The sequence below is a fragment of the Streptomyces sp. RKAG290 genome (genome assembly GCF_023701695.1).
Classification (GTDB): domain Bacteria; phylum Actinomycetota; class Actinomycetes; order Streptomycetales; family Streptomycetaceae; genus Streptomyces.
In genome coordinates, this window is record NZ_JAJOZC010000001.1 from 756,740 (window position 1) to 779,675 (window position 22,936).

Below are 22,936 nucleotides of genomic sequence, written 5' to 3' on the forward strand. Positions count from 1 at the left end.
TGCCCGGAGCGGGTGGGGTGGGCTTGCTCGTGGACTCCCCTCCCCCGGCGCCGGGCTGCTCGGTGCCGTCGGAACCGGGGGCGGGGGTCTGCACACCGGACGCGTTCGATCCGGGGTTCTTCACTCCCGAGCCCGTCGAACCGGATGTCTTCGTACCGGATGATTTCGTACCGGACGTCTTCGAACCGGAGGAAGGCACAGCGGGTCCCGAGTCGACTTCGGGCATGTTGGCCGGTCCGGCGGATGCTGCCGGCGGCCGAGGAACGGTGGGCCAGATCCCCGGGCCATGGACACCGGCCGCCCGCGCACGGGCCCCGGAGTCGGTGGCCGGTGCGGCTTCGCGTTCACCCTGGGCCTGGGGCGGCCGCTCACCGGTCGCGCGGTCCAGGCCCATCGCGCGGGGCAGCTGGAGGAAGGGCGCGCTGGAGTCGCCTCCGATCAGCGAGGCGACCACGGTCATGGCGTAGCAGGCACAGCAGGCAGCCGTCAGAGTGCCGGCACGACGCCAGGTACGGCTGCGCTTCCCGGTGGCGTCCACGAAGACCGGCCGGGCGGGCGGCATGGCGATTCGGGGGCCCGTCCCGTCGGGGAGGGCGCTCACATCGGACGGGCCGGCGTCCGGGGCGTGGTGCCCCTCAGGGCCGCTTTCGCGGCGAGGGTCCCCGCTCCGGTGGCCGTCTCCGTCGTCGTCTGCGGGTCTGCTGCCGTCCCGCAGGTCCCGTGCGTCGTCGACTGCCGCACTCGGTATGCCCATCTGCGTCTCCACCTGTCTCGGTCCGCCGGGCCGTTCGCCGGCATCGCTCATCCGCCACCGGGGGTCCGCGCACGCGCGCGCGGACCAGGCCCGGCAACGATGCCGGACCTGTCCCCTGAACTATTCGGATCCAAATGCCTTACGGATTGGTCTGGTTGACCGTCGGCCGAGTTCTATTGTCGCGGACGGGAGAGCCGCTGTCCGCCACACGGGCACCCGGCGGGCGCCTTTCAGCCGCCGCTTTATAGGGGGCGGCCACGGCGACGCGCCTCGGTCCGGATGGGGGTCCCCCTCCCGTGCCGCTGCTCCGGACTTCGTCCCGGTTGCTGCGTGCTCCGGGGATCGCGCGCGAGGCCGGGACCGATCCCCCGAGCCCCGGCCCCGACCTCGCGCGCGAGCGCTTCAGGCCGCCCGCGGGGGCCAGTTGACGATCCGCTTGGGGCGAGGCGGTGCGTATGTGCGCACCTTGGAGGTGGACAGGCCGAGACGGACGAGGGACTCGGCGATCGTCACCGCGGCGCTCACCCCGTCGACGCCCGGCACCCCGGTACGTGCGACCACGCGCTCGGCGACAGTGCGGCGTGGGCCGGCGGACAGTCGTCCGCCGGCCCACGCCGCGCTTGCACTTCTGCTGATTGACTGTCAGGACCGGTCCGGCTGCTTGACGGACGGCACCCGGTGTCCGGGGAGGCTTGCGGCGACGCTCGGGCCGATGGCATCGTCTGGGGCCACGGATACTCCCCATGGGGGCGGACGGCCGGCGCCGCAGCCTTCGGCTCCGACCTCGACGGCGGCCTGCCCTCGGCCGCTCACCGCTGCCCGCGTGGACCGCTCAGAGCCCGAGATCGCGGCTGTTGATGTCGGCCAGGGATTCGCGGCGTACCAGAAGCCGGGCACGTCCCTCGTGGACGGCTACCACGGGTGGACGGCCGACCGCGTTGTAACTCGATGCCATGGAGAGGTGATAGGCCCCCGCGACCGGGACGGCCACCAGGTCTCCGGGGCGGACGTCGCCCGGCATCTCCACATCGGGGGCGAGCACATCGCCCGCCTCGCAGTGCCGGCCTACGACGGTCGCCGTGCAGGGCCCGGCTGTCGAGCGCCTGCCGATGAGCCGGGGTGCGTAGCGGACTCCGTACAGCGCGGGCCGCGGGTTGTCGCTCATTCCGCCGTCGACGGCGACGAAGACCCTGTTTCCCGTCCTCTTGACCGCGAGCACCCGGTAGAGCGCCACGCCCGCCGGCCCGACCAGCGCGCGGCCCGGCTCGATGGTGAGCCGGGGCACGGGGAGGCCTGCCGCGGCGCAGCTCGTGGCCAGTTCGCGACGGATGCGGCTGCCGAAGGACGGTATGTCGAGCGCGCTCTCCCCCGGCCGGTAGGCGACCGCGTGGCCGCCGCCCAGGTCCAGTTCGGGGAGCACGACTCCGTGCTGCTGACGGATCTGGGCGAGCAGCCCCACCACCCGGCGCAGAGCTGTCAGGTAGGGCTTGACCGTGGTGATCTGCGAGCCGATGTGGCAATGCAGGCCGGTCAGTTCCAGTCCGGGCTGTGCGAGGATCCGTGCGACGGCGTGCTGGGCGCTGCCGTCGGTGAGGGAGAGCCCGAACTTCTGGTCGTCCGTGCCGGTGCGGACAGCGACGTGGCTGCCCGCGCTCACCCCCGGAACCACGCGCACCAGCACCTTCTGGCGGGCGCCGGCCGGAACGAGCGTGGCCAGCCGGGCGATCTCCCAGGCGCTGTCGATGACGATGCGTCCGACGCCCAGGCGCAGCGCCGCGCTCAGGTCGTCGGGGCTCTTGGCGTTGCCGTGCAGCACGATGCGCTCGGGCGGGAAGCCGGTGGTGACGGCGAGTTCCAGCTCGCCCGCGGAGCAGACGTCCAGGCCGAGGCCCTCCTCCTGTACCCAGTGCAGGAGGGCGCGGCAGAGGAAGGCCTTCGCCGCGTAGACGACGTCGGTGTCCGGGAAGGCGCGCGTGTACGTACGGCAGCGCTCCCGCACCTCTCCCTCGTCAAGGAGGTAGACCGGGGTGCCGAACCGCTCGGCCGTCTCGACGAGGGAGACGCCTGCGACCGAGACATCGCCGCGGGAGACGAGCCGGGCCGAAGCGGGCCAGACGGACAGCGCGGCAGCGTGCGCCGGCGGTAGCGCGGTTGCGGGCGGGGCGGCCGGCGTCGGGGCCGGCACGACAGGTACCGGCAGTGATGTGGTCATGGTGCTCCCTCAGCCGATCAGAAGGTCGATGCCGGGGACGACGGCTGCCGAACCGGTCGCACGGACTCCCCCGGCCGGTCGCGCGTTCCGGACCGGACGGCTCTCCCGCTGCGACGCCGGAGCCGGGCGGGGGGCGCGCTGCGCGGTGGGTGCGGCGCCGGGTCCGGGGGCGGCGAGCAGCGGGTCGACGACGAGGCCGAGTGCGCCCAGGGGTGCGACGAGGGCGCGCACCGCCGGCTCGGAGAGCCTGATCCAGGTCTGCCGCTGTCCCAGGGTGAGGGCCAGCCGTCGCTCGTCGGTGAAGGCGACTGCGGTGCGGGCTCCCAGGGGCGTACGGAAGAGGCGGACGCAGTGGCCGGCAGGCCCGGACCGGACCGGTACGAACAGTGCTCCGGTCCGGTTCCGTTCAAGGGGGTCGGGGTCCTCGGCACGCTGGTGGTCGTTCATGGCGCTCCTCGTGGAGGCGGTCGCGTCGCCCCGGACCACTGGCGGGCCGGGGCACTGTCATGACGCTATGCCCGCCGCCGCGGCGCCGGCCCGCCCGTTAGCGGCCTCTTGATCCCGCGCACCCGACCCTTGATGCCCGGTTGACGACGCGACGGCGCGCCGGCCATGTGCGGGTCAGCCGACGTGGATGCGCGGCCGTCGCGTCAGATCGGGTTCGGCGCGGCGCAGCACTTCGCGCGTCACGGGTGCGACCTCGCCGTGACCGAAGACGAGGAAGCGCAGCAGGTGCCCCACGGGGTTGCCCTCGGTCCAGTTGAAGTAGCCGTGGGGCACCTCCCCGGTCCGCTCGCGCAGCTCCATCAGCACGGCGGCGATCGTGTTGGGTACGACGGCGCCCTCCACCCGCAGCCGCCGGGCACCGTGCTTCTCGTCGCCGTGCACGTGCAGGTCGGCCCGGAAGTCGGAGGAGTTGCGGACGAACACCTCCAGGAACAGGACGGGACGGCCGCCAGGGATATGGGTCTGCTCGCGTTGGCTGTACTCCTTGGCCCGGTACTCGGCCGTGCTGTGCTCCTGCGGCTCGTTGGCGATGATCCGCAACGGCCCCGAGGCGGCGGCCTCGTCGATGATCTTCGAGGCCGACTCGTCGAACGTCACCGCCGTGGCACGGAGTTCGAACGCCCGGTGGATGCGGGACGCGAACGAGGTGAGCAGGATGGCGGTGATGAACAGTGCGGCGATCTTGATGCCGTCCGGGCGCTCGATGACGTTGGTGACCAGGGTGTACGCGAAGACCACGACGATGACGCCGAAGCCGACGGCCGCCTTCCGGTGACCGCGCGCACGGGCGGCGATGGTCGAGGCGAAGGACGCCGAGAGCATCAGGACCAGCACTCCGGTCGCGTACGCACCGCTCTGCGCGTCGACGTCCGCGTGGAACCAGAGGGTGATGCCGACCGCGATCGCCATGAAGACCAGCACCAGGGGCCGCACCGCACGCGTCCACTCCGGTGCCATCCCGTAGCGGGGCAGATAGCGCGGTACGAGGTTGAGGAGGCCGGCCATCGCCGAGGCGCCGGCGAACCACAGGATCGCGATCGTCGACACGTCGTACCCCGTCCCGAAGGCCTCACCCAGGTGCTCGTGCGCCAGGTAGGCCAGGGCGCGGCCGTTGGCCGGCCCGCCGGACTCGAAGTCGTCCTCGGGGATCAGGATGGTGGTGGCCAGGCTGGAGAGCAGCAGGAAGCAGCTCATGATCAGTGCCGCGGTGGTGAGGAGCCTGCGGGTGTCCCGGATCCGCCCGGCGGGCTTCTCGTACGTGTCCGTGGAGTCGCCCCGGATCTGCGGCATGACGGCCACGCCGGTCTCGAAACCGGACATGCCCAGGGCCAGCTTGGGGAAGACCAGCAGCGCCACCCCGATCATGGCGAGCGGTGAGGAGTGGGCAGCGGTCATCGCGTCCCACCAGTTCCCGATCACGACGGGCTCGGACAGGATCTGCCACGCCGAGGTCGCGAGGACGGCCAGATTGAGCGTGAGGTAGAGGCCGACGAGGACCACCGCGATGCCGATGGCCTCGCGGAAGCCCTTGAGGAAGACCGCGCCCAGGCCCCCGACCAGCACGAGGGTGATCCAGACGTTGCCGCCGTCCATCCAGTGCGGGGCGAAGGGGTTCTCGACCACGTGCGCGGAGGCGTCCGCGGCCGACAGGGTGATGGTGATGATGAAGTCGGTGGCCGCGAAACCCAGCAGCACCAGGACGAAGATCTTCCCGGCCCACCAGGGGAGCAGCCGCTCCAGCATCGCGATCGAGCCCTCACCGTGCGGGCTCTCCTTGGCCACTCGCCGGTACACCGGCAGCGCGCCGCCCAGGGTCAGCGCGATCAGCACCAGGGTGGCCAGGGGCGAGAGCAGCCCTGCGGCGAGTGCGGCGATGCCCGGCTGATAGCCGAGCGTGGAGAAGTAGTCGACGCCCGTCAGGCACATCACGCGCCACCAGGTATGGCCCTTGTGCTCGGTCGGCGGGGTGCCGTGCGGGCCGGGGTGGCGGGCCGACTGCTCGCTCAGCCCTTCCAGCAGCCAGGTCCGGGCGGCATGTCCTTCCCGCTCTCCGCTCATCTGCGCGTACTTCCCGTCCTGCTCGCCGAATCGGTGTGCAAGGAGCGAGTATGCAGGTCGGAGTCATCAGGATCACGGACGGTGACGGGGACCGTCAGCCCTGTGTCCTTCCGCTTCTCGCGCGGCGACCCGTGGTGCTGCCGGGTCCGGTCAGGGAGTGGCCGCGGAGACGACGTAGACGACGGGGGACATCGGGTCGCTCATGTCGACGGTGATGTCCTGGGTGGGGCGCGGGTCCTTGTTCGTGTGGGTGGTCCCCGCCCACACGACGCCGTCACCGAAGTACCAGCCCGCGATCTTGGTGTCGCGTGCGCCGACGGTGACCTTCCCCGCGGTCAGCGCGGCGCGGCCGGTGCCGACCTGGGTCAGGAAGCGGTCGAGGCCGTTGGACGTGGTGCGGAACTGCACGTACATCCGGCTGGCCTTCCAGTTGTTGGTCTCGTAGTACTCGACCTCCACCGCGTCGCGGGGGATCGGCACCTCGAAGATCCGGCGCAGCATCCGGGACGGCCAGCCCTCGCGGAGGCCCTGCGCGGCGGCCTCGGCCGCCTTGTCCTGGCCGGAGCGGCGGCTCTGTCCGGCGGAGATCAGCAGATATCCGGCCGGGACGCCGATGAGCAGCACGATGATGGTCGCCGTGATCAGGCGCCTGCGGATCGTTCTGCGCCTGTCCTGCGGCGGCCGCCCGCCGCCCTCGTCGGGCGGCGGGGACTGACGCGGCACGACGGGGTGCTCGGCTGCGTTCATGGGTGTGGTGATCCCTAGGAAGTACGGGTGTTGCGGGTGTTACGGATGGTGCTCGCGGCCTGGTCGTAGATCTGTGCGTACCGCTCGTACCGCTCGACGCGGCGCCGGTTGGTGCGGCGGAACCTGCGGGCCACCAGCCTGGCGAGGTCGGCGGCGCCGACCATACCCGCCTCCGGGCCGAGCTGCGCCTTCGCGATCCGGGCCTCGGGGCGGTAGCCGCGGCCGGTGAGGTGGCGTTTGAAGGCGTCCCTGGCCGGTCCGATCAGCAGGTCGTCGGCGGCGCTGACGCCCCCTCCGATGACGAAGCAGGAGGGGTCGAGCGCGGCGGCCAGATTGGCGATGCCGACGCCGAGCCACTGGCCGATGTCCTGGAGCAGCTCGATGCACATCGCATCGCCCTCGCGGGCCAGTTCGGTGATGAGCGGTCCGGTGATGTCGGGGATGTTGCCCTTGACCCGCTCGATGATTCCGTGGGCCACCGGGGAGTCCGCGGCGGCCAGCTCCCTGGCCTCCCGGACGAGTGCGTTCCCGGAGCTGTACTGCTCCCAGCAGCCACGGTTCCCGCAGGGGCAGCGGTGGCCGCCGGGCACCACCTGCATGTGGCCGAACTCACCGGCGACGCCGTACTTGCCGCGCTTGACCTGACCGTCCTCCAGGATCGCGCCGCCGATACCCGTACCGAGGGTGATCATGACGAGGTGGTCCTCGCCGCGCCCCGCTCCGAAGCGCCATTCCGCCCAGGCGGCGGTGTTGGCGTCGTTGTCGACCATGACGGGGACGACGAGCCGGGAGGCGATGGCGTCGCGCAGGGGTTCGTCGCGCCACGCGAGGTGCGGGGCGAACAGCACCTTGGAGCGGTCCGCGTCGACCCAGCCGGCCGCCCCGATACCCACCGCGTGCACGTCGTGACGGTCGGAGAGGTCCAGGACCAGTTCGACGATGGTGTCCTCGACGACCTTGGGGCTCTTGGACTTGTCCGGCGTCTCGGTGCGCAGGGTCTCCAGGATGTTGCCGTCGGCGTCGACGACCCCGGCCATCACCTTCGTCCCCCGATGTCGATGCCGACGGTGGGGACCCGCGGCGCGGTGAGGTGCGAGCGCCGCTCCCGGGTGCCGACGGTCCGCAGGACGGTGGCGCGGGCGGAGCCGCGGTGTGTGAAGTCGCGGTACGTGCTCATCGTCCCTGAGGGGTCGGGGTGGCCCGGGTCGAGGTGATCCAGGCGACGGACGGTGCCCGTCTGCCCCGATTCTGCCACTGCCGGTGGCCCGGGGCTGCCGGACGGGGTCGGCCGGGGCGGCGGAGCTACGGGGTGTCGCCCTTCACCGGCGGGATGCCCGGCAGGTCCGGGGCGGGGGCCCGCTCCAGCTCGTGGCTGAGCTCCTCCAGCTCGCTGCCGCCCGCCATCTGGCGGGTCAGCTCGTCCAGCGTGATGCTGTCCTTGGTGTGGCTGCCGGCCATCGCACCCCGCTTGAGCAGCACGAAGCGGTCACCGACCAGATACGCGTGGTGCGGGTTGTGCGTGATCAGCACCACGCCCAGACCGGCGTCCCGGGCGGCCGCGACGTACTTGAGGACGACCCCGGACTGCTTGACGCCGAGCGCCGCCGTCGGCTCGTCCAGGACCAGCACCTTGGCGCCGAAGTGCACCGCCCGTGCGATGGCGACGCACTGGCGTTCGCCGCCGGACAGGGTGCCGATGGGCTGGTCGACGTCGCGCAGGTCGATGCCCATCCGCAGCAGCTCGGAGCGGGTCGTCTCGCGCATCAGCCGGACGTCGAGGCGCTTGAAGGGGCCCGCGCCGGTCGTCGGCTCGGAGCCGAGGAAGAAGTTCCGCCAGACCGGCATCAGGGGGACGACGGCGAGGTCCTGGTAGACCGTGGCGATGCCCCGGTCCAGGGCGTCGCGGGGGTTGGCGAGCGTGGTCTCCTCGCCGTCCACGAGAAAGGTTCCGGCGTCGTGCTGGTGCAGCCCCGCGATGATCTTGATGAGGGTGGACTTGCCCGCGCCGTTGTCGCCGAGGACACAGGAGATCTCGCCGGCCCGGACCTCCAGCGAGACGTCCTGGAGCGCCTTGATGTTGCCGTAGAACTTGCTGACGTGGTCGAGCTCGATCAGCGCCCGCCGGTCGGTGTCCGCCGGCCCGTTCGGTGCCTGGGGGGCCGTCATTTCGTCGCCTCCGCGCGCTTGCGTACCCATGCGTTGAGCAGGGTGGCCAGGAGCAGCATGGCTCCGAGGAAGAATTTGAACCAGTCGGGGTCCCACTCCGCGTACACGATGCCCTTGCCGGTCATGCCGAAGATGAAGGCACCGACCGCCGAGCCGATCGCGGAGCCGTAGCCGCCGGTGATCAGGCAGCCGCCGATGACGGCGGCGATGATGTACGTGAGTTCGTTGCCGACACCCTCGCCGGACTGCACGACGTCGTAGCTGAACAGCAGGTGCTGCCCGGAGATCCAGGCGGCGAAGGCCACCCCGAGGTAGAGCCCGATCTTCGTACGGATCACCGGGACGCCGACCGCGCGGGCCGCGTCGGCTCCGCCGCCGACCGCGTAGATCCAGTTGCCGAAGCGGGTGCGGAGCAGGATCCAGGTGGCGATCGCGACGAGGACGGCCCACCACAGGATGGTCACCTTGAGCTCGACGCCGCCCACGGTCCACTCCGAGGCGAAGAGCTTGCGGGCCGAGGAGAAGCCCTCCATGTTCCCGATGGTCTTCGTCGAGACGGTCCCGCTGATCAGCTTGGTGAAGCCGAGGTTCAGCCCGGTCAGCATCAGGAACGTGCCGAGCGTGATGATGAAGCTCGGCAGTTTGGTGTGGGTCAGCATGAAGCCGTTGAAGGCCCCGATGGCCAGCGTGACCAGCAACGACACGAAGACGCCGACCCAGACGTTGGCGGTCATCTGGTAGCTGAACATCGACGAGATCAGCGCGGAGCTGGTGACCATCACGCCCGCGGAGAGGTCGAACTCGCCGCCGATCATCAGCAGGGCGACCGGTGCCGCCATGATCCCGATGGTGGAGGCCGCGTACAGGACCGTGCCGAAGCTGGTGGCGCGCAGGAAGCTGTCGGCGACGATCGCGAAGAAGAGGAAGACCGCCACCGCGCCGACGAGCGAACCCAGCTCGGGGCGGCCGAGCAGCTTGCGGAACGGTGAGGTGCGCAGCAGCCGCTCGTCCGCCCCGGCGGGGGCGGGCCGGCCGGGCGCGCTCAACGCGTTCCCCGGTCCGTGTACTGCGCCAGCTGCCCGGCGTCCTTCGAGGTGATGACCTGCGGGCCGGTGAGGACCGGAAGGCCGCCGCCGAGCACGTTGCGGTTGTAGCGGTAGAGCCAGAGCAGGTCGACGGCCTCGTAGCCCTGGAGGTAGGGCTGCTGGTCGACGGCGAAGCCGAGGGTCTTGGCCTTGAGCTCGGCGGCCACCTTGGCGTTCAGGTCGAAGGTGTCGACCTCGGCCTTGCTGCCCGCGGTCTCCTTCGCCTTGACGGCGGCGTCCGCGAACGGCGCGCCGAGGGTGACGACCGCGTCGATGTCCTTGTCGGCCTGGAGCTTCGCCTCGATGGAGGCCTGGACGTCGGGCATGTTGGTGCCCTCGACGTACAGGTTCTGCATCTCGCCGTCGAAGGTCTTCTTCGCTCCGGCGCAGCGCTGCTCGTGGCCCACGTTGCCCTGCTCGTGCAGGATGCAGAGGGCCTTCTTGCGGCCGCGCGTGTTGAGCTCGTCGCCGACGGCCTCGCCCGCGATGGACTCGTCCTGGCCGATGTGGGTGAGCGCGCCGAACTTCTTGGACTCCGCGGAACCCGAGTTCACCGTGATCACCGGGATGCCGGCCTTGGCGGCCTTGGCGACGACGGCCTTCATCGCGTCGGGCTTGGCGAGCGTGACGATCAGCCCGTCGACCTTCTTGTCGATGGCGGCCTGGACGAGCTGGGCCTGCTGCTGCGCCTCGTCGTTGTGCGAGTACAGGAAGTTGATGTTGTCCTTCTTGGCCGCCATGTCGGCGCCCTTCTGGACGATGTCCCAGAAGGTGTCGCCATCGCCCGAGTGGGTGACCATGGCGAAGGTCCAGCGGGGCGTGTTCACCGCGGACCGGCCCTCGGCGGCGGCCTGCTCCGCACGCTCCTCCGCCCGCTTGCCGCCGGTGCTGCTGCATCCCATGAGGGACGCCCCGAGCACCGCCGCTAGCACGGCGCCCATCGCACGTACCCCTGTCCGAACCCTTGCCACGACGCCGTGCCCTTCTTGTGCTGCTCGTTGTGCTGCTGGTGGAGCCGGGGCCCGTGCGGTCCCGGCCCGGCTGGGCAAGTATCCCCGAGCCCCCGCCGCCGTCGCCCGGCAGGGCGCCGCGCGTGTGGTCGGGGCCGGGGCGCGTACGGCGCCGGGGGCGGCCGTGCGCCGTCGCCGTCACCGTGCGGGAAGCCGGGAAGCCTCCGTCACCGTATTGAAGTCGCCGGGCGCTGTCACCGTGCGGGGGCACGGAAATCCGCGCTGTCCGAAATGGGCCCCCATTTGTCAGGACATATAGTTGACAGCGTTGCCGGTGCACGGCACGTTGGGTCCATGCGCATCGGACTCATCGGCACCGGCCGGATCGGTTCCTTCCACGCGGGCATGCTGTCCCGCCACCCCTCGGTGGACGCCCTGGTGGTGACGGACACCGACCCCGCCCGCGCCGCCGCTGTCGCGGGCCGGACCGGAGCGGTCGCCGTCGGCTCCGCCGCCGAGGTGTTCGAAGCGGGCCTGGACGCCGTGGTCATCGCCTCGGCCACCGCCGCGCACGCCGAGCTGATCGGCCGGGCCGCCCGCGCCGGGCTGCCCGCGTTCTGCGAGAAGCCCGTGGCGCTGGACCTGACGGGCACGCTGGCCGCCCTGCGCGAGGCCGAGCGGGCCGGGAGCGTGCTCCAGCTGGGCTTCATGCGCAGGTTCGACGCGGGGTACGCGGCGGCGCGGGCCGCGGTGCGGAGCGGGGCGCTCGGCCGGGTGCACACCGTCCGCACGGTGACCTCCGACCCGGAGCCGCCGCCCGCGGCCTACCTGCCGCTCTCCGGCGGGCTGTACCGGGACTGTCTGATCCACGACTTCGACATGGTGCGCTGGGTGACGGGCCGTGAGGTGGCCCAGGTGTACGCCGCCGGCTCGGACCGCGGGCCCGCGATGTTCCGCGAGTCCGGTGACGTGGACACCGCGGCGGCGCTGCTGACACTCGACGACGGCACCCTCGCCACGGCGACGGCGACCCGCTGCAACGGCGCCGGGTACGACGTGCGGATGGAGCTCGCGGGCGAGCTGGACCAGATCGCGGTCGGCCTCGACGAGCGCACGCCGCTCACCTCGGCCGAACCACAGGGCCCCGGCGCCCCGGCCAAGCCGTGGCCGGGCTTCCTGGAGCGCTTCGGCCCGGCGTACGAGGCCGAACTGGACGCCTTCGTGCGCCTGGTGCGTGGCGAGGCGGCCAACCCGTGCGACGGCCGGGAGGCCCTGCACGCCCTGCGGGTCGCCGAGGCGTGCGAGGTCTCACGGCGGGAACGCCGGCCCGTGGAGCTCACCGAGATCCCGGGGGCCTGAACCGGACCGCGCACGGAGGCCGTCGGTGCCTCACCACCTGACCGGCAGCGCCTCCGGCCCCCGGATGAGCATCCCCGTACGCCAGTCCAGCGTCTGCGGATCCGCGTCCAGCGCCAGCTCCGGGCAGCGCTCCAGCAGCGACCCGATGGCGACCGCGGCCTCGATCCGGGCCAGCGGCGCTCCCAGGCAGTAGTGGATTCCGTGGCCGAAGGCGACGTGCCCGCGGGCGTCCCGGGTGATGTCGAAACGGTCCGGGTCCGGGTAGCGGTCCGGGTCGCGGTTGGCATCGGCCATCGCGACCAGGACCAGCTCGCCGCCGCCCGGGATCACCGTGCCCGCGATGTCGAGCGGCTCGGTGGTGAAGCGGTACGTGGGTGTCTCGACGGGTCCCGCGTAGCGGAGCATCTCCTCCACCGCGCCGTCGATGAGGCCGGGGTCGGCGCGCAGGGCGCCGAGCTGTTGCGGGTGGGTGAGCAGGGCGAGCACCCCGTTGGCGATGAGGTTCACCGTCGTCTCGTGGCCCGCGACGAGCAACAGCCAGGCCATCCCCATCAGTTCCTCGCCGGAGAGCCGGTCACCCTCCTCGTCGGCCGTGTGGATCAGCGCGCTCATCAGGTCCTCGCCCGGCTGTTTCCGTTTGTCGCTGAGCAGCCCGGTCAGGAAGCCGGACATCTCGGCGGTCGCCGCCCGGCGTGCCCCGGCGTCGATGGAGGACACCACCGTGTTGGACCACGCCCGGAAGGCCTCGCGGTCCAGGAAGGGCACCCCGAGCAGTTCGCAGATGACGGACATCGGCAGCGGGAACGCCAGGGACTCGACGAGGTCGCTCGCGCGGCCGGGCCGCGCCAGCATCGTGTCGAGCAGCTCGTCCGTCATCTGCTGCACACGCGGGACGAGCTGCTGCATCCGGCGCGGGGTGAACTCCCGGGTCACCAGCTTGCGCAGGCGGGTGTGGACGGGCGCGTCCGTGCTGAGCATGGACGTCCCCGAGGCGACCTGGTGGACGCCGAGCGCGGGTGAGGCGTTGCGCCACTGCTTGGAGAGCCGCTGGTCGGCGAGCGCGGCCCGGCCCTCCTCGTACCCGACGACGAGCCAGGCGTCGGTACCCTCCGGGATGCGGACCCGGTGGACGGGGCCGCGGGCCCGCAGCTCCGCGTAGACGGGGTAGGGATCGCGGGTGAACCGCTCGCCGAGCGCTCCGAGGTCGACTATGGCTTCCGTGGTCAAGGCAGGCTCCTTCAGGATGATGTGGCGCTCAGCACGGTGCCCTGGGCGACCGCGCAGAGGTTCTCCGCGCCGCCCTCTCCCACGACGAACAGATCGCAGCGCACGACGGCCTGCCGGCGGCCGGTGTGGACGACCGCCGCCCGGGCGACGAGTGCGGTGCCGGTGGCGGGACGGAGGTACTGGATCGAGAAGCCGCCGGTGAGCACGGCCGGGCCGAGCGTCGTTCCGGCGGCGAAGGTGATCGCGTTGTCGGCGGCGTAGGCGAGTACGCCGCCGTGCAGGAAGCCGTTCTGCTGCTGGAGTTCCGCGCGCCCCTCGATCTCCAGGGTGGCCGCGCCGCCGCCGAACTCCGTGAGGTGCGCGCCGACGAGCCCGCTGAAGGGCTGGCTGTCGAGCACCTTCTGGGCCGTGCGCAGGTCGAGTCCGGTCATGGCGTTCCCTTCACTCCTCACCAGCGCACGGGGAGCGTGCGTGTTCCGCGGATCAGCATCCCCGGCAGCCAGTCGGGCTCCCCGGCGTCCGGATCGAGCTCCAGGCCCGGGCACCGCTCCAGGAGCGTCCGGATCGCGATGCGCCCCTCCATCCGGGCCAGCGGCGCACCCAGGCAGAAGTGCACTCCGTGCCCGAAGGCCAGGTGTCCCTGGGCGTCACGCCGGATGTCGAAGCTGTCGGGCTGCGGGAAGCGGGCGGGGTCACGGTCACCGCCTGCCAGGGCGACCAGGACCGGTTCACCGGCCGCGATGCGGGTGGAGCCGATCGTCACCGGCTCCCGGGTGAAGCGGAAGGTGGCGGTCTCCACCGGCCCCTCGTACCGGAGCATCTCCTCCACCGCGCCGTCGATCAGCCCGAAGTCTGCCCGCAAGACGGCAAGTTGAGCGGGATGCGCCAGGAGCGCCCGCACGCCGTTGGAGATCAGGTTGACCGTGGTCTCATGGCCGGCCACGAGCAGCAGGAAGGCCATGCCGACCAGTTCGTCGGGCGACAGCCCCTTATCGTCCTCGTACCGTGCGGCGATCAGTGCGCTCAGCAGGTCATCGCCGGGCGAGCGGCGTCTGTCCTCGATCAGTTCGGCGAGGTAGGCGCCCATGGCCCGGACCGCTTCGCCCTCCTCCTGCGCACCGGCCGGGGAGACCACGTCGTTCGACAGCCGGCGAAAGCCGTCCCGGTCCAGGTCCGGCACGCCGATGAGCTCACAGATGACGGTCATCGGCAGCGGGAAGGCGAGCGCGTCGACCAGGTCCGCCTGCCCTGCGGGCAGCATCGCGTCGAGCAGTCCGTCGGTGATCTGCTGCACGCGGGGCCGCAGCGCCTCGACCCGGCGCGGGGTGAACTCCCGGGCGACCAGCTTGCGCAGCCGGGTGTGGTCGGGTGCGTCCATCTCCAGCATGTTGGCGTTGATCGGGTCGCCCGTGCCCACCTGTCCCGGCAGCGTCCGCCAGTCCTTGCCGAACCGCTGGTCGGCCAGGACGGTGCGCCCCTCGTCGTACCCGACGACGAGCCACACCCGGTCGAAGTCGTCGGTGCGGACGGCGTGCACCGGACCCGCCGCGCGCAGCTTCGCGTAGTACGGATGCGGATTCGCGGTGAAGTCCGCGACTCCACGCAGGTCTACCTCGACTTCGGACAAGGGCCCACCCTCCCGGTCTGTTCGGGCCGGCCGCCAGGACCGGCCCGAACAGCGTATGCCGCCGGGCCCGGTCCGGACGAAGGGTTGCGCTCAGGCCGTGTCCCCGTCACCGTCGTCCAGCAGGCCCGCGTCGTGGACCAGCAGGGCGATCTGGACGCGGTTGTTGAACTCGAACTTGGCGAGAATGCGTGACACCTGCGTCTTCACGGTGGCGACGCTCAGATAGAGCGCCGCGGCGATCTCGGCGTTGGAGCGGCCGTGCCCGACGGCGATCGCCACCTCGCGCTCCCTGTCGGCGAGCAACGTGAGCCGTCGGCGCGCCCGTTGGGCGCGGTCCGCCTTCTCCTCCTGGCCGGGGCCTGCCGCGCGGGCCATCAACTGCCGGGTGACTGCGGGCGACAGGACCGGGTCACCGGCCGCCACCCGCCGCACGGAGTCGACGATCTGGGCGGGCGGGGTGTCCTTGAGCACGAAGCCGGCGGCGCCGGCCCGGATCGCGCGCAGCACCTGTTCGTCGGCGTGGAACGTGGTCAGGACGACGATCTCGGGCGCGTCCGGGCGGCTGCGCAGTGCCTCGGTGGCGGTCAGCCCGTCCATGACCGGCATCCGGATGTCCATCAGGACCACGTCCGGCCGGAGCCGGTCGACGAGTTCGGCCGCCTCGCTGCCGTCGGCCCCCTCCCCCACGATGTCGATGTCGGCGGCGCCGCCGAGCATGAGGGTGAGCCCGGCCCGTACGAGCGGGTCGTCGTCGACGATGAGCAGCCGGACGGGCCTGGCCGCCGGAGGCGTGGGAGTCGGGGTGGTCATGACGCCCACGGTAGCCAGGCCCGGACCGCGAATCCGCCGCCCGGTTCCGGTCCGTGGTCGAGGCGGCCCCCGGCGAGGGTCGCCCGTTCGGTCAGCCCGATGAGGCCCTGGCCGGATCCGGGCACCTGCTCGAAGGGCCGGTCTGGGGCCGGGTTGCGCACCTCGACGGTGATCCCCTGCCCCGGACCGCCGCCGACCGTGACGGCGACCTCGGCGCCGGGTGCGTGCTTGCGGGCGTTGGTCAGGCCCTCCTGGGCGATGCGGTAGACGGTGCGGCCGGTGGCGGCGGGCGCCGCGGCCGGGTCGGCGAGCCGGTTGTCCAGGGTGACCTTCATCCCGGCCAGCCGGGACTCGGCGATCAGCGAGTCCATGGTGGCGAGGGTGGGCTGCGGCCGGTCACCCTCGCTGTCGCGCGGGCTGCGCAGGACGCCGATGATCTCGCGGAGGTCCTGGAGCGCCTCGTGTGCGCTGTCCCGGATGACTCCTGCGGCGCGGGCCACCTCGGCCGGGGGTGCGTCGGGCCGGAATTCGAGGGCGCCGGCGTGGACGCTGAGCAGGGTCAGCCGGTGGGCGAGGACGTCGTGCATCTCGCGGGCGATGTCCTCGCGGGCCAGCCGCTGCGCCTGTTCGGCCCGGAGTCCGGCCTCGGTCTCGGCGCGCCTGGCACGCTCGCGCAGCGTGACGACGAGCTGGCGTCTGGAGCGTACGACCATGCCCCAGCTGAGCACCAGCAGGATCAGCAGCACACCGATGATCGTGGACGCGATGAACGAGGTGTTCGGGTCGGGGCGCAGATACGGCTGGAGCGGGGCGACGGCCAGGGCGCCCGCGCCGACGAACGCGACGGGGCGGAACGGCCGGTGCACGGCCACGCTGAACAGCGCCACCAGCAGCGCGCCGGCCGCGACGGGCTCCACCGTGGACAGCACCGTGAGAGCTACGGCGAGTCCGACCGGCCACCGCCGCCGGACCCACAGCGCGCAGCAGGCCGCGGCGCCGATCAGCGAGTCGACGAAGACCACGCCGTCGGGCGTGCTGTGGTCGGCGTCGATCGCGGCCACGGTCGCCATCCCGATCCCCGCCGCACAGAGGAACGCCGTGAGGTCGACGACCCAGTCGCGCACCGTACGGCGGGACCGGGCGCCCCGGTCGCCGGGCAGCTCGGGGTCGGCCATCGCCGAGGGAAGCAGCCAGGGGTACTCCGTACGCGTCATATCGACAAAGCTACGCAGCGGATGTGCGGCTTCCGGCGGATCGGGGCCGGGAGGCGACCAAAGTCGCGGAAGGGAAGACTTTCGGCCCAGCGGCGCAGACGACCGGCCGACGCGGCGCCGGCGCCCCGGCCGCCAGGCTCGCTCCCATGAAGAAACTCTGCGAGTCGGTCGGCTTCATCGTCCTCGTCCAGGGCGGCGCCGGGCTGCTCCACGAATGGTTCGACTGGTTCCGGTTCTTCAGCGTGGTGCGGCGCCTCACCTTCCTCGGCGAGTACACGCTCTTCGTCAACATCGTGCTGGTGGTGACGGGGATCGCCATCATGATCGCTTCGGACGCGGTCAAGGAGTAGCGGCGTCCGCGCTGCGGCGCCCCCAGGCCGTGCCGGCCAGCACCAGCAGCGCACCCGCGACCCCGGGAACGCCCAGCCGTTCGCCGCCGATCGCGATGCCGACGGCGGCGGCCCAGAGCGGTTCCGTACCGAGCAGCAGGCTGACCCGGGACGGCGAGGTGCGGCGCACGGACCACATCTGCACGAAGAACGCGAAGAGCGTGCAGAACACCGACAGGAAGAGCAGCCCGCTCCACTCCCGGACCCCGAAACCGGCCGCCACCGACCACGGCGACTCCCCGGTGCCGGGCATGGCGGCCAGCATCGCGAAGACGGCCACGGCGCTGCCGAGCTGGACGGTCGTCAGCGACAGCGAGTCCGCCGACCGGACGGACTTGATGCGCGCCATCAGCAGCACGTGGAGCGTACGGGCGAGGGCGGCGGCCAGCATCAGCAGGTCGCCGCCCGAGGGGCTGGTGAATCCGCCGCCCTGGGTCAGCAGCACGACACCGGCCACGGAGAGTCCGGCGGCGGCGAGGAAGGTACCGGTCGGCCGGACCCGTGTCACGGCGGCCTCGGCGAGCGGGGTGAAGATCATGGTGAGGCTGATGATGAGCCCGGCGTTGGTCGCCGAGGTGTGCACGACGCCGTACGTCTCCACCAGGAAGATCCCGCTGAGCACCAGGCCGAGCAGCCCCGCACCGCGCCACTGGGCCGCGCTCAGCGCCCTCAGCCGGCGTCGTCCGGCGATCACCAGGACCGGCAGCACGACGGCGAACCTGAGAACGAGGACGGCGATGACGGTCTGCGTCGTGGTGATGCCCTTGGCGGCCAGGTAGCTGGATCCCCAGACCACCGCGACGAGCAGCACGGGCAGATCGGTGAGCCATGCCCGGCGCGGCGGGGCGAGGGTGGGCACGGCGATCGAGGACACCCGGACTCCTGAGTTCTCCACAGACACGGTGTGGAGACCTCACTGGCTCGCACGCGGAACGATCACGGTACCGCCCGCCCTCCTAGAATGGGAGCCCAGGGACCGGCCCGACGGCCGCCCCGAACCTCACCGAGCACGGAGTCGTCAGATGGCGGGAGCACGCCAGGACGGAAGGGTTGAACGGGGCAACCGCACCCGGCAGCTGGTCCTCGCGCACGCCGCCGCGGTCGCGTCGGTGGAGGGCCTGGAAGGCCTTTCGCTCGGCCGGCTCGCCACCGAGCTCCGGCTGAGCAAGAGCGGCGTCTTCGCCCTCTTCGGCTCCAAGGAGGAGCTCCAGCTGGCCACCGTGCGCGCCGCCGTCGCGGTGTACGACGAGCACGTCGTGCAGCCGGTGCGGGCCGCGCCGGCCGGGCTGGGGCGGATCCGGCAGTTGTACGAGCGCTGGATCGCGTACTCGCAACAGCGGGTGTTCCCGGGCGGCTGCTTCTTCTACGCGGCCATCGCCGAGTTCGACGCGCGCGAGGGCGCGGTGCACGACGCGATCGTCGCCGCACAGGCCGGCTGGGTCGCCTTCGTGGAGCGGCGGATCGAGGAGGCGCGGGTGCTGGGCGAGATCCGGGCGGACTGCGACGTCCCCCAGCTCGCCTTCGAGATCATCGCGTTCCTGGAGCTGGCCAACGGCGACTCTGTCCTCCGCGACAGCTCCGAGAGCTATACGAGGGCGGCGCGCGCGATCCTGGGGCGGCTGCGGGCGGTGGCGGTGGATCCGTCGTCCCTGCCGCCCGAACCGTAGAAGGGCCGATCCGCAGAAGGCCGGGGGAAACGTCCCGGCAGGTGTGCGGTGCCCCTCCGGGTGAAACTAACAGCACGATCGTTCGTCCAGTTGTATCCTTGTAGGCAGTCATGGCCAGCATGCCGAGCAGAGGGAACCGGACATGGACATCGACATCGTGCGACTCGACCGCGCCGCCGTGCTGGAATCGGTACGCGTCGTGGAGAGCGCCGGCCGCGGCGACTGGGACCGGCCCACGCCCTGCTCGCGCTGGAATCTGCGCCGCCTCGTAGAGCACATGGGCGCCCAGCACCTCGGATTCGCCGCCGCCGCGCGGGGCGAGGGGGGCGATGCGGCCGTGTGGCAGACCCCTTCCTTCGACGGGGACGATCCGGCCGCCCGGTACCGCGAGACGGCCGACCTGGTGCTTGCGGCGTTCGCACAACCCGGCGTGCTCGACGCGCGGTTCACGCTTCCGGAGATCGACGCCGCCACGACGTTCGCCGCACCCACCGCGATCGGCTTCCACTTCATCGACTACGTCGTGCACTCCTGGGACGCGGCGGCCACGCTCGGGATGCGGACCGGGTTCCCGCCGGCCGTCGTCGAGGCCGCGCTGCCGATCGCGCTGCGGGTACCCGGCGGGCAGCGGCGCGAACGGCCGGACGCGGCCTTCGCGCCCGCCCTGGCCCCCGAGGACGGGGCGGGGACGGACACCTTCCGGATCGTCCTGACGACGCTCGGCCGCTCACCCGACTGGAGCCCTTCGCAGGGGAGTTGACCAGGCAGCCAGCCGGGCGAGCATCCCTGAGCCGTACCGGAGTGGGCGTCCGTTTCCCGCCGGTATCCGGTCCGGCGAAGGGCTTTTCTTGTTCTTGTCAGCCAACAGCCAGTACCACCGGCAAGGACAGGAAACCCCTGATGAACAGCACCAGCACCGTCAGCTCGAACCGGACCGCGCTCGTCACCGGCGGCAGCCGCGGCATCGGCGCCGCGACCGCCCTGCGGCTCGCCCGGGACGGGGCCGATGTGGCACTGACCTACGCCCGGGACGAGGACGCCGCACAGGAGGTCGTGCGGAAGATCGAGGCGTGCGGCCGCCGCGCCGTCGCCCTGCGCGCCGACTCGGCCGACCCGGAGGCCGTCCCGGCGGCGGTGCACCGGGTGGCGGAGACCTTCGGCCGTCTCGACGTCCTGGTGAACAACGCGGGCATCGGCGTCCTCGGCCCGATCGAAGGACTCACCACCGCCGATGTCGACCGGGTGCTCGCCGTCAACGTGCGGGCCGTCTTCCTGGCCTGCCGGGCGGCGGCCGGAGTGATGGAGCGCGGCGGCCGCATCATCTCGCTCGGTACGGCCCTGAGCCGGTTCGCGGGCGGCCCCGGCGGCACGCTCTACGCGATGAGCAAGTCGGCACTGTCCGGCCTCACCAAGCCGCTCGCCCGCGAGCTCGGCCCGCGGGGAATCACCGTCAATCTGGTCCAGCCGGGGCCGGTGGACACCGACCTCAATCCGGCGGACGGCCCGTTCGCCGCCGGACAGCGGGCCGGGACGGCACTGGACCGGTTCGGGACGACCGGTGAAGTGGCGTCCCTGATCGCCTACTTGGCCGGGGACGAGGCCGCGTACATCACCGGCACGGAGATCGTGGTGGACGGCGGTCACGCCGCCTGAGCCCGGTGGCAGGGTGGGGCCCCACCCTGCCACCGGTCCCCCGTCCGGACCACGGGACAGCCCATAGGCTGGCCGGGCAGCCATCCGGCGAGAAGGGAAGATCATGTCCGAGACCCCGGCGCACACCCTGAACGACGGCCGTACCGTCCCCGCAGTCGGGCTCGGCACCTGGCCGCTGGACGACGACGCGGCGGAGAAAGCCGTCGCCGGGGCCCTGGGGCTCGGCTACCGGCTCGTCGACACGGCGCTGAACTACGGCAACGAAACCGGCACCGGCCGCGGGATCGCCCGCAGCGGCGTCCCCCGTCAGGACGTCTTCGTCACCACCAAGGTGCCGGGCCGGCATCACGGCTACGAGAAGACACTGGCCTCGTTCGAGGAGTCCCGCCGCAACCTGGGCCTGACCTACGTGGACCTCTACCTCATCCACTGGCCGCTGCCGCGCGTCGATCTGTACGTGGACACCTGGAAGGCCATGATCCGGCTCCGCGAGGACGGGCTCGTCCGGTCGATCGGGGTCTCCAACTTCACCGCGGAGCACCTCGCCCGGCTGGAGCGGGAGACGGGGGTGCTGCCCGCCGTCAACCAGATCGAGATGCATCCGCGGCTGCCGCAGGAGGAGCTCCGGGCCGTGCACGCCGCCAAGGGCATCGTCACGGAGAGCTGGAGCCCGCTGGGCCGCGGCCATGACCTGCTGGCCGACCCCGGACCGGTCGCCGTCGCCCGGGCGCACGGCGTGACGCCCGGACAGGCGGTGCTGCGCTGGCACACCCAGCTGGGGGCCGTGCCGATCCCGAAGTCCGCCGACCCGGGGCGCCAGGGCGAGAACCTCGACCTGTTCGGCTTCGAGCTGACCGCGGACGAGCTGGCGCGCATCGCAGCCGGACCGCGGGAGCGGTTCGGCGGGGACCCCGAGGCGCACGAGGAGTTCTGAGCGGCGGGCCGCGGCGCGGTTGCGCCGCGGCCCCGTCTCAGCTCGTGCGCGGCTGCAGCTCCGCCATCCGCGACCAGCCCTCGCCCGGCACCTCGACGTTGATGATCTCGGGTGTCGACGCCACCAGGTCCGCCATCCGGTCCAGCGCCGCCGCGAAGTGCGCGGACTTCACATGCGCCGCACCCGCCTCGGCCGAGGCGAACGCCTCCAGCAGCACGAACTGGTCCGGGTTCTCCACGCTGTAGGACCAGTCGAAGAACAGGTTGCCCGGCTCCTGCCGGGTGGCGAGGGTGAAGTCCTCGACGGCCGGGAGCCAGTTGTCGCGCTCGGCGCTGCGGACGGTGAACCTGACGGCGATGAAGATCATGACGACTCCTGCTCGGGGCGTGCGGCAACCCGGGCAGGGTCCCGCAGCCGTACGGTATCGCCCGAATACGGGCAGCTGCCGGAGGGGCTCGGGTCAGCCGCCCAGCTCGACATGGCGGGCGGCCAGCCGCTTCGCGCCCTGCTCGGTCAGCGCGCCGAAGAGCCGCAGCCGCGAGATTCCGCCGTCCGGGAAGATGTCGATGCGCACCTCGCCGGCCCGCACGGCCTCCGGCAGCACGAAGCGGTGGTTGGTGTCGGGCTGCAGCCGGGTCCTGGGCAGTGCCTCGGCCCATTCGCCGCCCTCCCCGTCCCGGGCCGAAAGGCTCGCCCAGCCCGCGGAGTTGCCCTTCAGGTAGGCGGTGTCGATCTCGACCGCCCGGATCTCCGCCTGCTCGACCAGGCGGTAGCGGATCCAGTCGTTGCCCTTGTCGCGCCGGCGCCGGGTCTCCCAGCCGTCGTCCATCTTGTGGGACCGGCCGGGCTGGATGGTGTTGGTCGCCGGGGAGTAGAAGCGGTCGGAGGCGTCCTCCACCCGGCCGCCGTTCTCCAGCGCGACCAGATCGAAGGTGCCGAGCGCCGTCAGCCAGGCGGGGTCGGGGGCGACTTCGCCGTACACCCGGAGCCGGGCTATGCCGCCGTCGGGGTGCTGGCTGACCCGCAGGTGGGTGAAGCGCTGTCGCGTCCCGACGGCGAACCCGTTGGCCGCGTGGCCACCGACTGCCGTACGGGGTACGAGTGTTGTCCACTTCACGTCGGGGGCGCAGAGGTCCTCGGGTGACGGGGAGCCGGGCAGGGAGACCGCCTCGACGGAGACCGCCTGGGGGTAGTTGCCGCGGAAGTGGGCGGTGTCGACGACGATTCCGTGCACGACCCCGGGCGCACCGAGGCGGACCAGCGCCCAGTCGTGGTCCTCGTCCACGGGGTGGGGCTGGGTGGCGCTCACGCCACGGCGGCGGCGCGTCTCCCAGCCGTCCATGATCTTGCCCTTGTGGCCGAAGCGCTCGGGGTCGAAGTGGGCGGGCTCCGGCTTCAGCAGGTTCTCGCGCTCCGCGAAGAACTCGTCGTTGGCGGCGATCACCCCCGCGCCGAGACGCCGGTCGGCGAGGTCGACGAGGTGGGTGAAGGGGAAGTCCGCGGTGCGGTAGTCGGCGTACGGGTCGCCGCCGCCGTAGGGGCTCGCGTCGCCGGTGAAGTGCGCTGTCGCCGTCATG

21 protein-coding genes and 2 pseudogenes are annotated in these 22,936 nt (G+C 72.0%); 6 read left to right on the forward strand and 17 right to left on the reverse strand.

Annotation, left to right across the window (positions count from 1 at the left end):
• Positions 1-1,156: 1,156 nt before the first annotated feature.
• The 9 genes and pseudogenes from LNW71_RS03230 to LNW71_RS03270 all read right to left on the reverse strand — a co-directional run.
• Positions 1,157-1,327, reverse strand: a pseudogene (locus tag LNW71_RS03230) (Asp/Glu/hydantoin racemase); the annotation flags it as partial.
• 259 nt (positions 1,328-1,586) lie between these two features.
• Positions 1,587-2,966: a diaminopimelate decarboxylase gene (lysA, locus tag LNW71_RS03235; RefSeq protein ID WP_250966824.1), complete on the reverse strand. Its 1,380-nt coding sequence runs from the start codon at positions 2,964-2,966 to the stop codon at positions 1,587-1,589.
• Between the two features lie 9 nt (positions 2,967-2,975).
• Positions 2,976-3,413: an SAV_915 family protein gene (locus LNW71_RS03240; protein WP_250966825.1), complete on the reverse strand. Its 438-nt coding sequence runs from the start codon at positions 3,411-3,413 to the stop codon at positions 2,976-2,978.
• Between the two features lie 174 nt (positions 3,414-3,587).
• Positions 3,588-5,531 carry an amino acid transporter gene (locus LNW71_RS03245; RefSeq protein WP_250966826.1) on the reverse strand — a complete coding sequence of 648 codons (1,944 nt, stop codon included), beginning with the start codon at positions 5,529-5,531 and terminating at the stop codon, positions 3,588-3,590.
• A gap of 150 nt (positions 5,532-5,681) precedes the next feature.
• The gene (locus tag LNW71_RS03250) at positions 5,682-6,278 is read right to left on the reverse strand and encodes a hypothetical protein (protein WP_250966827.1); all 597 of its coding nucleotides are present in this window, start codon (positions 6,276-6,278) and stop codon (positions 5,682-5,684) included.
• Between the two features lie 14 nt (positions 6,279-6,292).
• Positions 6,293-7,455 (reverse strand): annotated as a pseudogene (locus tag LNW71_RS03255) (ROK family glucokinase).
• A 125-nt stretch (positions 7,456-7,580) separates the two neighbouring features.
• Positions 7,581-8,444, reverse strand: a complete 864-nt coding sequence (locus LNW71_RS03260) for an ATP-binding cassette domain-containing protein (protein WP_250966828.1) — start codon at positions 8,442-8,444, stop codon at positions 7,581-7,583.
• Positions 8,441-9,490 (reverse strand): ABC transporter permease, encoded by a 1,050-nt coding sequence (locus LNW71_RS03265; RefSeq protein WP_250966829.1) that lies wholly within the window; start codon positions 9,488-9,490, stop codon positions 8,441-8,443. The genes LNW71_RS03260 and LNW71_RS03265 overlap by 4 nt, the downstream gene beginning before the upstream one ends.
• Positions 9,487-10,470: a substrate-binding domain-containing protein gene (locus LNW71_RS03270; protein WP_250966830.1), complete on the reverse strand. Its 984-nt coding sequence runs from the start codon at positions 10,468-10,470 to the stop codon at positions 9,487-9,489. The genes LNW71_RS03265 and LNW71_RS03270 overlap by 4 nt, the downstream gene beginning before the upstream one ends.
• A gap of 363 nt (positions 10,471-10,833) precedes the next feature.
• On the opposite strand from LNW71_RS03270, the gene LNW71_RS03275 reads away from it, so the two are divergent.
• Positions 10,834-11,838, forward strand: coding sequence for a Gfo/Idh/MocA family oxidoreductase (locus LNW71_RS03275; RefSeq protein WP_250966831.1), 1,005 nt, complete (start codon positions 10,834-10,836; stop codon positions 11,836-11,838).
• Between the two features lie 30 nt (positions 11,839-11,868).
• Here LNW71_RS03275 and LNW71_RS03280 read toward each other — a convergent pair whose 3' ends face one another.
• The 5 genes from LNW71_RS03280 to LNW71_RS03300 form a co-directional block, all read right to left on the reverse strand.
• A complete protein-coding gene (locus LNW71_RS03280) occupies positions 11,869-13,065 on the reverse strand; it encodes a cytochrome P450 (RefSeq protein ID WP_250966832.1) in 1,197 nt (398 codons plus the stop codon).
• Positions 13,066-13,076: 11 nt separating this feature from the next.
• A complete protein-coding gene (locus LNW71_RS03285) occupies positions 13,077-13,496 on the reverse strand; it encodes a PaaI family thioesterase (protein WP_250966833.1) in 420 nt (139 codons plus the stop codon).
• A gap of 17 nt (positions 13,497-13,513) precedes the next feature.
• On the reverse strand, positions 13,514-14,692 hold the full coding sequence (locus tag LNW71_RS03290) for a cytochrome P450 (RefSeq protein WP_250966834.1): 1,179 nt from the start codon (positions 14,690-14,692) through the stop codon (positions 13,514-13,516).
• 90 nt (positions 14,693-14,782) lie between these two features.
• Positions 14,783-15,502, reverse strand: coding sequence for a response regulator transcription factor (locus LNW71_RS03295; protein ID WP_250966835.1), 720 nt, complete (start codon positions 15,500-15,502; stop codon positions 14,783-14,785).
• Positions 15,499-16,716, reverse strand: a complete 1,218-nt coding sequence (locus LNW71_RS03300) for a histidine kinase (RefSeq protein ID WP_250966836.1) — start codon at positions 16,714-16,716, stop codon at positions 15,499-15,501. The genes LNW71_RS03295 and LNW71_RS03300 overlap by 4 nt, the downstream gene beginning before the upstream one ends.
• A gap of 146 nt (positions 16,717-16,862) precedes the next feature.
• On the opposite strand from LNW71_RS03300, the gene LNW71_RS03305 reads away from it, so the two are divergent.
• Positions 16,863-17,066, forward strand: a complete 204-nt coding sequence (locus tag LNW71_RS03305) for a hypothetical protein (protein WP_250966837.1) — start codon at positions 16,863-16,865, stop codon at positions 17,064-17,066.
• On the opposite strand, the gene LNW71_RS03310 is transcribed toward LNW71_RS03305, so the two are convergent.
• Entirely contained in the window at positions 17,056-17,979 is a 924-nt protein-coding gene (locus LNW71_RS03310) for a DMT family transporter (protein WP_250966838.1), read from the reverse strand. The two genes, LNW71_RS03305 and LNW71_RS03310, sit on opposite strands and share 11 nt — an antisense overlap.
• Positions 17,980-18,127: 148 nt before the next feature.
• Here LNW71_RS03310 and LNW71_RS03315 point away from each other — a divergent pair, with 148 nt between their 5' ends.
• From LNW71_RS03315 to LNW71_RS03330, 4 genes are all read left to right on the forward strand, one after another.
• Entirely contained in the window at positions 18,128-18,772 is a 645-nt protein-coding gene (locus LNW71_RS03315) for a TetR/AcrR family transcriptional regulator (RefSeq protein ID WP_250966839.1), read from the forward strand.
• Positions 18,773-18,914: 142 nt separating this feature from the next.
• A complete protein-coding gene (locus tag LNW71_RS03320; protein WP_250966840.1) occupies positions 18,915-19,532 on the forward strand; it encodes a TIGR03086 family metal-binding protein in 618 nt (205 codons plus the stop codon).
• A gap of 140 nt (positions 19,533-19,672) precedes the next feature.
• Complete coding sequence (locus tag LNW71_RS03325) at positions 19,673-20,425, forward strand: 3-oxoacyl-ACP reductase family protein (RefSeq protein WP_250966841.1); 753 nt, start codon at positions 19,673-19,675, stop codon at positions 20,423-20,425.
• Between the two features lie 103 nt (positions 20,426-20,528).
• A complete protein-coding gene (locus tag LNW71_RS03330; protein ID WP_250966842.1) occupies positions 20,529-21,359 on the forward strand; it encodes an aldo/keto reductase in 831 nt (276 codons plus the stop codon).
• A gap of 37 nt (positions 21,360-21,396) precedes the next feature.
• Here LNW71_RS03330 and LNW71_RS03335 read toward each other — a convergent pair whose 3' ends face one another.
• Positions 21,397-21,726: a putative quinol monooxygenase gene (locus LNW71_RS03335; RefSeq protein WP_250966843.1), complete on the reverse strand. Its 330-nt coding sequence runs from the start codon at positions 21,724-21,726 to the stop codon at positions 21,397-21,399.
• 93 nt (positions 21,727-21,819) lie between these two features.
• The gene (gene alc / locus LNW71_RS03340; protein ID WP_250966844.1) at positions 21,820-22,935 is read right to left on the reverse strand and encodes an allantoicase; all 1,116 of its coding nucleotides are present in this window, start codon (positions 22,933-22,935) and stop codon (positions 21,820-21,822) included.
• Between the last annotated feature and the right edge of the window lies 1 nt (position 22,936).

Bases quoted from the DNA above. Each gene is read 5' to 3' on its own strand.
- LNW71_RS03245 (WP_250966826.1), bottom strand. From the start codon at position 5,531: ATGAGCGGAGAGCGGGAAGGACATGCCGCCCGGACCTGGCTGCTGGAA.
- LNW71_RS03295 (WP_250966835.1), bottom strand. From the start codon at position 15,502: ATGACCACCCCGACTCCCACGCCTCCGGCGGCCAGGCCCGTCCGGCTG.
- LNW71_RS03305 (WP_250966837.1), top strand. From the start codon at position 16,863: ATGAAGAAACTCTGCGAGTCGGTCGGCTTCATCGTCCTCGTCCAGGGC.
- LNW71_RS03315 (WP_250966839.1), top strand. From the start codon at position 18,128: ATGGCGGGAGCACGCCAGGACGGAAGGGTTGAACGGGGCAACCGCACC.
- LNW71_RS03335 (WP_250966843.1), bottom strand. From the start codon at position 21,726: ATGATCTTCATCGCCGTCAGGTTCACCGTCCGCAGCGCCGAGCGCGAC.
- LNW71_RS03320 (WP_250966840.1), top strand. From the start codon at position 18,915: ATGGACATCGACATCGTGCGACTCGACCGCGCCGCCGTGCTGGAATCG.
- LNW71_RS03285 (WP_250966833.1), bottom strand. From the start codon at position 13,496: ATGACCGGACTCGACCTGCGCACGGCCCAGAAGGTGCTCGACAGCCAG.
- LNW71_RS03250 (WP_250966827.1), bottom strand. From the start codon at position 6,278: ATGAACGCAGCCGAGCACCCCGTCGTGCCGCGTCAGTCCCCGCCGCCC.
- LNW71_RS03240 (WP_250966825.1), bottom strand. From the start codon at position 3,413: ATGAACGACCACCAGCGTGCCGAGGACCCCGACCCCCTTGAACGGAAC.
- lysA (WP_250966824.1), bottom strand. From the start codon at position 2,966: ATGACCACATCACTGCCGGTACCTGTCGTGCCGGCCCCGACGCCGGCC.
- alc (WP_250966844.1), bottom strand. From the start codon at position 22,935: ATGACGGCGACAGCGCACTTCACCGGCGACGCGAGCCCCTACGGCGGC.
- LNW71_RS03330 (WP_250966842.1), top strand. From the start codon at position 20,529: ATGTCCGAGACCCCGGCGCACACCCTGAACGACGGCCGTACCGTCCCC.
- LNW71_RS03275 (WP_250966831.1), top strand. From the start codon at position 10,834: ATGCGCATCGGACTCATCGGCACCGGCCGGATCGGTTCCTTCCACGCG.
- LNW71_RS03300 (WP_250966836.1), bottom strand. From the start codon at position 16,716: ATGACGCGTACGGAGTACCCCTGGCTGCTTCCCTCGGCGATGGCCGAC.
- LNW71_RS03260 (WP_250966828.1), bottom strand. From the start codon at position 8,444: ATGACGGCCCCCCAGGCACCGAACGGGCCGGCGGACACCGACCGGCGG.
- LNW71_RS03325 (WP_250966841.1), top strand. From the start codon at position 19,673: ATGAACAGCACCAGCACCGTCAGCTCGAACCGGACCGCGCTCGTCACC.
- LNW71_RS03270 (WP_250966830.1), bottom strand. From the start codon at position 10,470: ATGGGCGCCGTGCTAGCGGCGGTGCTCGGGGCGTCCCTCATGGGATGC.